The 12635-nt window shown below is 37.9% G+C and carries 12 protein-coding genes; 6 read left to right on the top strand and 6 right to left on the bottom strand.

The genetic code is table 11. From position 1 onward, the window contains the following. Positions 1–19 precede the first annotated feature (19 nt). Both OXPF_RS09075 and OXPF_RS09070 read left to right on the top strand, forming a co-directional pair. Complete coding sequence (locus OXPF_RS09075) at positions 20–523, top strand: CBO0543 family protein (protein ID WP_054874879.1); 504 nt, start codon at positions 20–22, stop codon at positions 521–523. 81 nt (positions 524–604) lie between these two features. Then, a complete protein-coding gene (locus OXPF_RS09070) occupies positions 605–1951 on the top strand; it encodes a metallophosphoesterase (protein ID WP_054874878.1) in 1347 nt (448 codons plus the stop codon). Between the two features lie 57 nt (positions 1952–2008). On the opposite strand, the gene OXPF_RS09065 is transcribed toward OXPF_RS09070, so the two are convergent. From OXPF_RS09065 to OXPF_RS09050, 4 genes are all read right to left on the bottom strand, one after another. Beyond that, positions 2009–3214, bottom strand: coding sequence for an MFS transporter (locus OXPF_RS09065; protein WP_083479793.1), 1206 nt, complete (start codon positions 3212–3214; stop codon positions 2009–2011). 290 nt (positions 3215–3504) lie between these two features. Beyond that, complete coding sequence (locus OXPF_RS09060; RefSeq protein ID WP_054874969.1) at positions 3505–4521, bottom strand: glycosyltransferase family 2 protein; 1017 nt, start codon at positions 4519–4521, stop codon at positions 3505–3507. Then, positions 4521–5693 carry a UDP-galactopyranose mutase gene (gene glf / locus OXPF_RS09055; RefSeq protein WP_083479791.1) on the bottom strand — a complete coding sequence of 391 codons (1173 nt, stop codon included), beginning with the start codon at positions 5691–5693 and terminating at the stop codon, positions 4521–4523. The genes OXPF_RS09060 and glf overlap by 1 nt, the downstream gene beginning before the upstream one ends. An 87-nt stretch (positions 5694–5780) precedes the next feature. Continuing rightward, positions 5781–6173, bottom strand: a complete 393-nt coding sequence (locus OXPF_RS09050) for a ribosomal maturation YjgA family protein (RefSeq protein ID WP_054874876.1) — start codon at positions 6171–6173, stop codon at positions 5781–5783. A 294-nt stretch (positions 6174–6467) separates the two neighbouring features. Between OXPF_RS09050 and OXPF_RS09045 the strand changes: the two genes are divergently transcribed. The 4 genes from OXPF_RS09045 to OXPF_RS09030 all read left to right on the top strand — a co-directional run bounded on the left by OXPF_RS09045 (position 6468) and on the right by OXPF_RS09030 (position 8491). Continuing rightward, positions 6468–7043 (top strand): RNA polymerase sigma factor, encoded by a 576-nt coding sequence (locus OXPF_RS09045; protein ID WP_054874875.1) that lies wholly within the window; start codon positions 6468–6470, stop codon positions 7041–7043. A 2-nt stretch (positions 7044–7045) separates the two neighbouring features. Next, complete coding sequence (locus OXPF_RS09040) at positions 7046–7486, top strand: anti-sigma factor family protein (protein ID WP_054874874.1); 441 nt, start codon at positions 7046–7048, stop codon at positions 7484–7486. A 146-nt stretch (positions 7487–7632) separates the two neighbouring features. Then, the gene (locus OXPF_RS09035) at positions 7633–8118 is read left to right on the top strand and encodes a DUF2953 domain-containing protein (protein ID WP_160317184.1); all 486 of its coding nucleotides are present in this window, start codon (positions 7633–7635) and stop codon (positions 8116–8118) included. Beyond that, positions 8108–8491, top strand: a complete 384-nt coding sequence (locus OXPF_RS09030; protein WP_054874872.1) for a GerW family sporulation protein — start codon at positions 8108–8110, stop codon at positions 8489–8491. Before OXPF_RS09035 ends, OXPF_RS09030 begins: the two co-directional genes overlap by 11 nt. Positions 8492–8762: 271 nt before the next feature. Here the strand turns inward: OXPF_RS09030 and mtnA are convergent, their stop codons facing one another. Both mtnA and OXPF_RS09020 read right to left on the bottom strand, forming a co-directional pair. Continuing rightward, the gene (gene mtnA / locus OXPF_RS09025) at positions 8763–9809 is read right to left on the bottom strand and encodes an S-methyl-5-thioribose-1-phosphate isomerase (RefSeq protein WP_152967736.1); all 1047 of its coding nucleotides are present in this window, start codon (positions 9807–9809) and stop codon (positions 8763–8765) included. A 252-nt stretch (positions 9810–10061) separates the two neighbouring features. Then, a complete protein-coding gene (locus OXPF_RS09020; protein ID WP_054874870.1) occupies positions 10062–12590 on the bottom strand; it encodes a hypothetical protein in 2529 nt (842 codons plus the stop codon). Positions 12591–12635 lie beyond the last annotated feature (45 nt).

Genomic DNA, 12635 nt, shown 5'->3' with positions numbered 1-12635 from the left:
TTTAAAGGAGCAAAAATACATGCACTTATTTATATTGTTCTTTACCTTAATAATTGTGTGGCGCTATGGCGACTGGAAAAACTGGCAGAAATATCACACTACCATGCTTTATGTGGCAGTGGCCAATCTTTTCTATAATTTTATTTATACCGGAGATAACCTGTTATGGAAGCTGCAGCCGGCTTTTTTGCTTGGAAATCACAAAATCGCAGAGATTTTTTACACTTTTATAATTTTTCCCTCTACTGTTTTATTGCTTTTAAAAAATTTCCCCTCGGACTTAAAATCTTTGAGCTTGCGCCTCATTAAATTCATCAGTATATATTTTATATTTGAATGCATTGCATATAGTTTGGGATGCATATCCTATCATAACGGCTGGACCATATGGTGGTCCCTGGTTTGGGATTTTATGATGTTTCCTATGTGGATGCTTCATCATAAAAAGCCGCTGATTTCTTATGCTGTTTCAGCAGCCGTAATATCCTGCATGCTGGTGCTCTTTCCCGTGACAATTAAATAAGGCTTATCTCTGTATCCTTGACTTATAATGATTTTTTGTCATAATATATGAGATATACAATACATATGGGTGGATGGATATATGAATAAGCGATTTTTTACATTGATTTCAATACTGTCAATATTTTTTATATCAGCCTGCGGCAGCACAAGCAAGGATATTGACCCTGTAAATAAAATTCAATCCGGCAAGGATATTAATTTTTTTGTTACAACAGATATCCACTATTTGTCAAGGAGCCTTAGGGATGACGGTAAAGCTTTCCAAAAATTCTATACAACAGGAGCAGGAAAACAATTAAATTATATAGATGAGATAATGGATGACTTTATTTATGAAATTGAAAGAGAAAAGCCCCAGGTGCTCATAATAAGCGGTGATTTGACGACCAACGGTGAAAAGCAAAGCCACATTGATTTAGCAGGGAAGCTTCAAAAAGTGGAGGACATGGGTACTTTTGTTTATGTAATTCCCGGAAATCACGACATATCAAATCCCTGGGCAAGGAGCTTCAAGGATGACAGCCAGTATTTAGCAAGCACCGTAAGCCCCGATGATTTCCGTAAAATTTACAGGAACTTTGGATACGGTGAAGCCATTATGAGAGATAAGGATACATTAAGCTACCTTGCTGCGCCATCGGATGATTTGTGGCTTTTGATGATTGATACAAATTTATATAAGAATAATTCGATCTTAGGGGCTCCCCAGACTGACGGCGAAATTTCTAAGGATACCTATGAATGGATAAAAAAGTGCGGTGCTGAAGCTTCAGAAAAAGGAGCGGAGTTAATAGGAGTTACTCACCACAGCTTGCTTGACCATAGTGAGGTAATACGTGAAGGCTACACTTTGAACAACAATAAAGAGGCTATAGAAGTTTTCAAAAATTTGGGAATCAACATAAATTTAAGCGGCCACATTCATATTCAAGATATAAGCTCTTATAAAGAAAATGACTATAACTTATATGATATAGCCACAAATGCTCTCTCGGTATATCCAAACCAGTACGGCAGAATCAAATATTCACCGGCTGATTCCTCCTATTCATACACAACGTCAAAGCTTGATGTTGAAGGATGGGCAAGGGAAGTAAAATCAAACGATCAGAACCTGCTTAATTTCAGCACATATTCAAAGGATTTTTTTGGAAAGCTTGCCTATGACATGGCCTATAATAGTTTATCCGGTGATGCTCAATTTTCCGAAGAAGATAAAAAGTCCATGTCTGATGTCATGGAGATCCTCAATTTGAGGTATTTTGCCGGAACTGAGCATTTAAACTCACAGGATGTAGTGGATTCTGAAGGCTTTAAAAAGTGGCTGGGTGTTCCCCCGAGTTTTCACAAAAGCTATATTTTGACTATAATCAGCGACAACGATACCGATGACAACAATTTATATATAGGTCCGAATAATCAATAATGGGGCTGTTGTATTTGAAACACTGCATTCGCTGTTTCAAATACAACAGTCCCTTGCTTATTCCACTTTGATTTTCATTGTAAAATAAAGATTAACCACAGCTATAACTGCTGCCAGCATAAATACGTATTTATATCCGAAGGCGGTCCAGATAACCCCGCCGAAAAATGGTATGGTCATAGCTATTATGTGGTCGAAGCTCACTCCGGCAGAAAGCGTGGGAGTAACATCCTCGGGATAAAGGGCGATTTTCTTTACATAGGTTGACCTTGCCATCTCAACAACGTTCATGGAGTTATCTATGATATAACAGGCTGAAAGTACTATGACGGCTATGCCGGCTGAAAATAAATCCCCGGCTGCCGAGTAACCTATGCAGATTACTATTATCAGCATTGCTCCCAGGGAAAGGACAAAGCGCTCTCCTTTTTTGTCTATGGCGTCGCCTATGACAGTTCTGGTGACAATACTTAAAAGAGATACCATTACGCCTAAAATTGCAAAGGTGGGCGGGTCCAAATGGTATACCTGTATGAGTACCCAGGGCGCAAAGGTTAAAAATATCTGCTTTCTGGCACCGTTGATGACGTTTAATATATAATAAAGAGTGTATTTTTTTCTCAGAACCAGCTTAATTTTTTTCTCTTTAGGCTTGTCGGCCTTCATGGCCAATAAAAAGCCGGCGGCGATGATGTAACAGACGGCGCCTATAATAAAGGCGGTCTTATATGTGAAGCTTAAATATTTAAAGCCCAGCCAGACTATGGCATAGCCTGCAATGGTAGCCGCCAGGTTATATGCATTGTATCTTCCCAGACGCCTTCCGTAATCCTCTTTTTGAGACAGCGACATTCCTATGCTGGCAGACAGGGGCATAAAAACATGGGTTCCAAGGCTGTAGGTCATAAGCCAGACAAGCATCACTGAAAATGTTGGCGAGAAAAGGCCCAGTCCCATAAAACCCAATGCCGCGCAAATCATTCCTATGACAGACATCCTTATATCTCCTAAGAAGGATAAGACTCCCAAAACCAGCATAACCAGCATTCCCGGAAGCTCCCTCGGAAACTCCACAATTCCTCTTAATGATGCCGAAAGATTATGAATATCGTTTAAGTAATTATTGAATACCGTAAAATTTATCCCCTGGGATATACCCACAAAAACACCTACAGCTAAAAACAATGCAAATTCTCTGTCCCTTTTAACATATTCCTTTATGGCTTCGGCAATATTGACCTTCTGCGCTGTCTTCTCCGTCACAAATCATGCCCCCTTAATTATTAGAGCTTCAGAAACATCATAACTCTATAGTAATAATTTTACCTATATATTTCAACCGTTGATTTAACTTAATATCAGAGTATATTAAAAAAAGATGAAATTAATATATATTTCATCTTTTTTTAATGTGAAATTTACACTCAGGGCTTATTATTAAGACATGGTATTTTTCATTTGATCTCCCTCATTTGTTAATAGCCCGAACTAAAGATTTTTACATTGAACGTTTAAATGTCCAGGCCTATCTGGACATTTAAACGTTTCCGTATTTAATTGAACTTATATTTTCTTCTTAGAAGCCTGTATAGGTAAACAGTCAGTTTTCTGCCTGCCCTTCCGGGAAGATTGGATATTCTCCCCAATAGGTGATATCTTAAACGAATATACAGCTTTTCATCTTTGCTTTTTAAATAAGACCAAAGCTCCGCCTTTTTCTCAAGGTTTTCCTTCAAACCGGAAATAACCGAGAGCACCGAGGATATTGCCATCATGACCGAAAGATAATTTAGCATGTACTGGTCAAGCTTTTTATCCGGAAGCTTAAGCTGGCTGAAGGAATCTATCATAATCCTTGTAACCCTGTACTGCTGATCTATACGCTTTATCATAACCTGCTCGTTTACCGACTGGTCCGAGCGGCCTATAAAATATCGATAAAGGTCTATATCCATATAATAGAGGGTTTTGACATAGGGCAGCGGCTGAAAAACAAAAATATTATCAACATAAAATGTATGCTTCGGAAGCACCATGCCGCTTTTTCTCAGAAGCTCAGTATTGTATATCACAGAATGCATCAAAAGATATTGGGAAGGCTTGAAGCTGCCTACCTCTTCCCAGGTAAATATGCGGTTTTCCGGCAGCACATTTGTGTAATTTACTATGTGGCGGGTATTATCCTCCGCATGTTCGTATACATAATTGCATATCATCATATCGGGATTTTTGCCTGAATTTATCAGTTGCTTTAATGTTTCTATTACTTTTAACATTCCCGGTGCATCCAGCCAGTCGTCGGAATCCACCACCTTGTAATACATGCCGGAGGCGTTTTTTAGGCCGGTATTTACACCTTCGCCGTGGCCGCCGTTTTCCTGGTGTATGGCTTTGACCAAGCCGGGGTATTGGGATGCATACTCATCAGCAATTTTCCCGGTATCATCGGAGGACCCGTCATTTATAAGGATTATTTCAACATCCTCTCCTCCTGGAAGCAGGGTTTCAATGCATTTTTTCATATAAGCCGAGGAATTGTAGCATGGAACCGCAAATGTCACAATTTTCATCATTCCTTACCTTCCTTGCAACAGAGTTGGTCGGCTAAAGCAAGTGCTCTCTCAACTATTGCATCCATGTTGTAATATTTATATTCCGCCAGCCTGCCTAATAAATGAAAATCATTTAAAGAATCAGTCCGCTGTTTATATTTTTGGTAAAGTTCCACGTTTTTATTATTCAAAATGGCATAGTAAGGTATCTGGCCGTTTTTGCCTGTATATTCCCCTGGATACTCCTTCATTATTACAGTTCTATTTGAAAGAACTTGACCTGTCAAATGCTTGAATTCCGTTATGCGGGTATAAGGCATATCCACTGTATAGTTAATGGTACCTTTTTCCTGATACCACTCAACATCATGGGTTTCAAACTCAAAATCAAGAGTCCTGTAAGGCAGAGGTCCAAAGCAGCAGCTAAAAAGCTCATCAATAGCTCCCGTATATATTATTGTTCCGGTAAATTCCTCATCATCCAAAAACACTTTATCATCCTTCATTTTTATATGGCTTACAGCATCATAATTAAGGAGCAAGGTTATGTCAGGATGGTTAAGTATGTTTTCAAAGAGAGATGTGTATCCATTAGCAGGCATTCCCTGGTATGTATCCTGAAAATACCGGTTGTCATGGGAAATAAGTATGGGCACCCTGGCTGTAACGGATGGGTCCACGTGTTCCGGAGATGTCCCCCACTGCTTTTGGGTATAGTAAAGAAAGATATTTTTATAGACATAGTCAGCAAGCTCAACGAGGTCGTCATCAGTCTGAGCTTTTAGCTCTCCGATGGTAACTTTCTTATTCAAACCAAAAGTAAAAATAAGCTTTTCTTCAACTTTTTTAGCTTTATGGGGCTCAAAGGTCATATAAAGTGAATTAAGATTAAATGGGACAGGGATAAGTCTTCCGTAGACATTGGCTAAAACCTCGTGGGAATAGTCTCTCCACTGGGTAAAACGGGAAAGATAATCAAAGACTCTTTTAAAATTGGTGTGAAATATATGAGGCCCGTATTTGTGTAGAAGAATGCCGTCATTATTTGTAAAATCGTAGGCATTGCCTCCTATATGGCTGCGTTTCTCAATAATCAATACTTTTTTGCCTGCGCGTTCCGCCAGTTCCCGGCCTATTACTGCACCGGCAAAACCGCAGCCTATAACCAGGCAGTCATATGCGCTGCTCAATATTAAAACCTCCATTCATCAGACATCATATATGCCCAACATAAATAATTCTACATAGCCCCAAATATTTTGTCAATTGGTATTAAATCAAGTATTGCGAGAGCTTTTAAGTATCAGATTTTTTTCATAAGCCTCCCATAAAATTAATATTACGGCGGCAGCCAAATAACACATAATATCCTTTATATCAAATGAAGTCCCCATAATCGTGGAAATCAGTTTGTTATCCCGAAGTCCTAATATATCTACGATCCGAAAGTACTGAGCCGCTTCTATCAAGGCCGAAAATATGAACAGGTATATAGGCAAAAAATGTATTGGTTTTTTTACAATTCCTTTGATGAAAGTGTACATAAGAATTACAACCAATATATCCCCTGCATATGGCCTGATGAAATTATCTTTTACAAAAAGGGCAATTATTACTTCAATCATCAGCAAAATTAAAAATGCTAATATGTATTTAAAATTTTTTATCATAAGCTATCCCCTTTAATTTATTTAATCATATATCCACCAGATATTTTTACTTAGTAAAAACAACATACATTTATATCATCTTTTAAAAGGATGCAAACATTGTTTATACCCTTTACCAAATAAACGTCAGACCATACCATCCACGATATACATCCCAATTATATCTGACATTGCAATGTACGTAAAACAACCTATTTGCTTTATACCTCTATCTCTTCTATTATTTTTTAATTTTATTGAAACTTTTTATAAAATATGGTGTATTTATAATTGTATTGATAGGGTGGTGGTTCCTTGGAGGCTCCTGAAAAAAAAATAATAAAATTATGCAAAGATAATAAAAAAGAAGGCTTTGACCTGTTATTCGAGAAATATGAGAGGTTTATATACGGTATTGCCTTCCGCTACACTGCCTCAAGGGATGACTCACTGGATTTGCTTCAAGAGGTTTATATAAAGATATATAAAGCCATTAGCCGTTTCAATGATAGTCAGCCATTGTTGCCCTGGATCAAAAAAATCACCGTAAACACCTGCCTTAATTTTTTAAGGGATAAAGAAAAAAGCACCCTGTCTTTAGACTCAAAAACAGATGATGACAAAGGTTCAGTTTTAGACTATATTGCATCTGCTGCATCCGTGGAGGATGAAGTAAGCTATATGGACACCAAAAAAACTCTTGAAAAGAACATACATGAATTGCCTCCCGAGATGAGGATGGCGGTAATATTAAGGCACATGAAGAATATGAGTTATGAGGATATCTCAAAGGCAATGAGCTGTCCCGTGGGAACAGTTAAAACATATCTCTTCCGGGGCCGCAAAATTTTGAAAGACAAGCTTAAGGCGTCGGGAATATGGGAGGTGTAAATATGGATTGCAAAATGGATTATGAATATCTTCAGGGATATCTTGATGATACATTGAATCCGGTAGAAAAAATCATTGTAAAAGAGCATATAAATACCTGCAGCAGCTGCAAAAAAGAACTTATTGAAATGAAGCTTCTTATGTGGGAGCTGGATGAATTTATGTTAAGCGAAATAGAAGTTCCAAAGGAAGCTGCATTAATTCGTAAAAAAATTACTGAAGAATGCACTAAATCAAAAAGATTTAGCGTAAAGGATTTGTTATCCGTACAAAAAAACATAAGGAAACACTCCACCATATTTTTAAATTACGTACCGGGATTTAAAACAGGTGTATCCTTGGCTCAAAAAACAGCAAAGAAAGCCCCGGCGTTTGTTTATAAAACCTTAACAGGTATGTACGCCGGCGGCAGAAAATTAGCAGCCTTGAGGTCCCAGTTATGATGATACTTTATATAATCGGTTGTATTTTCCTTTTCCTGTTTTTATTCCTTATCTTATTTATATCAATACCCATTGAATATTGTATGGAGGGCCAAAAATATGGCGCTGCTTATATAAAGAGTGAAGTGATGCTTTTTTTTAATCTAATGAAATTCGTATTTCATAAAGAAGCTGGGAAAAGAGCAGAAATGACAATCAAGATATTATTTTTCTCCTTTAGCCCGGATATGTCCTCACATCAATCAAAGAAAAAGGATACGCGAAAGAAAAAGAATAAAAAAGCAAGCGTAAAAATAACAAAAGAGCTTATAAAAAAGCTTTTGAGCGCAATAGGTGAAGCATTTGTTCATATAAAGCCTAAGGTATTCCAGGCGGAAGGCAAGATTGGTTTTGATGACCCCTATCATACGGGAATTTTAAGCGCTTTTGTCTGTTCACTGCCTTTAAGGCATGAAGGTTTTAATGTAAATATAGAACCGGTTTTTGACCGGGAAGTAATGGAAGGAAAGCTTGTAATTCAGGGAAGGATAATACCCGCAGTCCTTATATGGATTGCCCTTAAATTATTAATATCCCGACCTGTAAGAAATATTTTATTTAAAGAAAGGAAGAAGAATGCATATGCCAAATAATTTTAGTGTAAATGAAAATCTCGGTTTATTATTTGAGAAGCTTGAAAGCTTTATCCAATCAAAGACCATATTCGGAGAATCCCTGAAGATAGGAGAAACTACATTAATACCCGTTGTTGATGTTTCCTTCGGAATGGGTTCCGGAGGCGGTGACGGCAGCGATCCAAAAGGAAACGGAGGAACAGGCGGCGGTGCAGGTATAGGAGCAAAAGCAACTCCTACAGCATTGATAGTAATCAAAGGCGATAATATAGAAGTTCTCCCCATAAAGAAAAGCTCGGGCTTAGAAAAGCTCATCGAAATGGTCCCCCAGATAGTTGACGAGGTTAAGCTCCATAAGCATGTTAAAAAGGAAGAACCATCCGAGGAATAGTTTCAAGCTGGCACAAAAACTGCCGAAATTGATGATAATTTTGGCAGTTTAATTTTTTATTCCATATGTAAAAGCAATATAGTATGGACAACGAACGGAGCATTGGTAGGGTTCTGTATAAGTTCTCAGCGAAGCTGCCGAAGAAAATACAAGAACTTTTGATTGTCTGAGCGTAAGCGAGTTATCAAAAGTTCTTGTATTTTCTAGGCAGTGAGCTTTAGAACTTACAGAACCCGGACAGGCGTAGGGAGTGTCTAAACTATATTGCTTTTTATTCAAACAACTTTACAAGATTCTCCCCATAAGGCGGATAAACAACACCCTTTTCCGTTATTATGGCGGTGATGTATTTTGCTTTGGTAACATCGAATGCCGGGTTGTAGACTTTTATGCCGTCAGGTGCATGAGATTGGCCCCAAAAGGCAGTTACTTCATCAGCGTTTCTTTGTTCGATTACAATATCGTCACCGGTTTTGGTAGATAAATCAATTGTAGACATTGGAGCGCAGACGTAAAAGGGGATGCTGTATTCTTTTGCAAGTATGGCTACGCCTGATGTGCCGATTTTATTGGCGGTGTCACCGTTTGCAGCGACCCTGTCACAGCCTACCAAAACTGCATCTATTTTTTTCTCGGACATTACAATTGAAGCCATGTTGTCGCAAATCAATGTGACGTCAATTCCCGCCTGTATAAGCTCCCAGGCTGTCAGCCTGGCACCCTGCAAAAGGGGCCTGGTTTCATCGGCATATACTTTAAAATCATATCCTCTTTCCTGCCCTAAATACATGGGAGAAAGCGCGGTGCCATACCTGGCTGTTGCTATAGCTCCGGCATTGCAATGAGTTAAAAGGCCCATGCCTCTTTTAAGGAGAGACAATCCGTGTTCACCGATTTTATAGCATACTTCCTCGTCCTCTCCTCTTATTTTTTCAGCTTCATCAAGTAAAGCCTTTTTTATTTCATCGATTCTTTTATGTTTTTCCTTATTTGCCCTTTCATCCATCCTTTTTAATGCCCAGAATAGATTTACAGCTGTGGGCCTTGATGATGCCAGATAATCCAATTTCTCTTTGAAAATCTTATAGAAATCTTCAAAGCTTTCTGTTTTTATATTCTTTATTCCTAAGTAAAGGCCGTAGGCGGCGGCAATACCGATAGCGGGAGCACCCCTCACTCTCAGCTTCTTTATTGCTTCCCATACATCTTCAATTGCATCCAGCTCAATATATACAGTTTCGCGAGGCAGCAGGGTCTGATCCAATATGACAAGTTTATCCCCCGCCTCATTTAATTTTACCGAGCTTATATATTCAATCAATTGTTTAACCTCCTAAATTAAGGTAATATGTGGGGCTGTTGCATTTGAAACAACGTAAATAAGTACTGTGAGAGTTCTCTCTAAAGCTCTTGGTGACTCTGCCAAAGATATTACTTAAAATTTTAGATTTTTTGAACGAAGGAAGTTTAAAAATTCTTGTATTTTCAAGGCAGGGAATCTTAGAACTTGCGGAACTCGAACGCAGTAAATGCAGTGTTTCAAATGCAACAGCCCCAACTTGTGTCCCGTTTACTTAAACAGACCTTTTATATTTTTAAAAATGGATTTATCCCTGCTGTTTAAAACTTCATTGTACAGCCGGTTCCATAAAACCGGCAGACTTAATCTCCGGTTTTCAAATTCTCTTTTTATATTACCATCAATTTCTCTCAATGTGGAAGCAGATTGTTCTTTTAGTGTTTCCACAAGCTTATTATTTATGATTTCAATCAATTCCTCTTCTTCAAGAATCCTATATCTGGGTTCAAGATAAAAGAAATAATACACACAAAAGCTGCTTAATAAGCCGGCGCCTACCCCATTGTCATTGGAAACAATTTGCCTTATACCGCTCATATATCCTTTGTAAAATTGCTCATCCTGCCTGTCTTTGCCCAATATGTGCATGATTTTTTTGTGGTCTTCCGCCTCTCTGGAAAGCTTCATTAAATAAGGTAAGCACCATTTCATATACATTTCGGCTCTTTTATCATCCAGGCTTTCTATGCCCAAAATACCCTCTAAGGCTTCATCTAAGGATATATTTCCGGCCTCTGTGCTCTGAAGAAACAGGGCATAATCTATTATTTCAGTTATGTCAGGATAGGTCTTAATGCTGCGGGCCTTCTTCATCCTCTTAATTTCGGGAATAAGGTTTTTGATATAATCTGAAGGTGGAATTTCCACCTGGGCTTCAAAAGCTTTTAAACAAACCAGCAGCGCTGTATCATCCAAATCATAGCTGCTGTTTATCATTCCGTCAATAAATTTCAGACTCTCGGTATAAGCCTCTGCTTTATCAAGGCTTTTTATAAAATAGTCAACGGCATTTGAAAAGCAAGCTTTCTCGTAAGCACTCATGCTATTTAATACCTTCGTACGGTATTCCTCAAAGAAGGCTCTCTTATCTTCTGCCTTCTTTAATCTTTCAGAAAACTCATCCAGAAGAAGCTTTGAACCTTCAAGCCTAAAGATTTCCTTTCTTATTTCGATTTTATTATCTTCATCTTTTATATCTAAAATGCTTATAATTTTATCTATCATCCTGCTCATTATATCGGGATTTTTTATGCGGTTGTAAAAGAGCATAATCGTTCTTGTAAAATATTCGGTATTTTGGGATGCGATATCCAAAACAAACTCCATACTTGAATGTGACTGGCATATATGTTCTAAGGACATATCCAAAAGAATGGGCATATCCTTTATATGAAGAGCCTGACTCCAGCTGCTTTCCAAATTAATCAGACTGTGAAGAACAATACTTAAAGCCGCCTGTGCCCTATGGAGGGATGGCTTTTCTTTGAGCATGGCTGTAATATATACTATATGTTTTTCATCGATGCAATTTTTATAAAAAGAGCTTACTCTCTCCCCGCACATAAGCGAAGCTTCATTATATATATAAAATACTATATTTGCATCTTCAATTTTATAATCGAACATCAAATGATCCAGCATTGTATAAAAAAACTCGTATGCACCGCTCAATATTGTAATTCTAGGCGAATTCAGCGCTGCTTTAAATAAAAATCCGGCAATTGAAAGTGCATTTTCAAAATCAGCTGCCTTTATAATGCCATGGAGCGTAGGCTCAATCATGTTATATATATAATCCAAAACATCGGCGTCGCCATAATTTTTAGCATAGTCAAGAGAAGCCTTGATTTCTGCATTGCTAAGGGCATTAACCTGCTTAAGCTCAGCCAGCAAAAACAAATTATAGCAGTCGTCAATTTCCTCATTCAAAACTTTGCAGTCAAATTGCAATAAAAATCTATGGAAGGCATCCAGTACCTTTCTGGATGATAAATATCCCATCTCAATTATTCTGAAGGATTTTAAGGCTGTTTTGGGCTTGCCCCTGATACCCTTTTTAAAATCAAAAATGTACCTGTCACTTATATCTTCTGCTGTCATATAGTTCGAAGAACTGCAATGGAACATGAACCCTTCTCTGTTTATATTCAATGAGGAAAAGGTGACTTTGTGGGACAACTCCACCGGAAAGGACATTTGCACCGCTGCAATCCACATTAAGCTGTTTTCATTGCTGTCTGTTATATATATAGGAAAACCATTTTCATGATAATCTATGGCACAGCTTATCATTTCTTTAAATCCAGATGCTATTTTTTTCTTTACAAAGTCTGTGACCTTATCCATGGATATTGTATCACTGAGAGGTATACCATGAAGCACAGGCAATGTCTTATTAACTAAAATATCTTCGTAGCTTACTTCAAAAACATCGGAGTCAACAAGCTGTATGGGATAAAAAGAAAATGTTTCTTCATCCAGTACCAAAAAATGATATATGGAACCATAAACAATATCAATTTTCTTATTAATGAAAAAGCAATGCCTTCCGCTTTTGAGGACAAAAAATCCATATAAAGCCGGGATATCTTCATCCTCAGAACCCGGTCCCTGAGACTTTAAAAGCTCTTCAATTTCTGATTTGTCCTCATCCCATAACCCTTCGGATTGAGCTAAAATTTCCGATGTTTCATTTAAAATGCCTTTTTTAAGGGCACAAATAATCTGTTCTATCTTCAATGCAGTTACATCTCCTTTTATAGCAGCGAGTTCGTGTCATAAATT

This window comes from Oxobacter pfennigii, assembly GCF_001317355.1.
In the GTDB taxonomy this organism is placed as follows: domain Bacteria; phylum Bacillota; class Clostridia; order Clostridiales; family Oxobacteraceae; genus Oxobacter; species Oxobacter pfennigii.
Note: the sequence above shows the minus strand (reverse complement) of the source record. Positions and strands in the feature narration are given on the sequence as shown.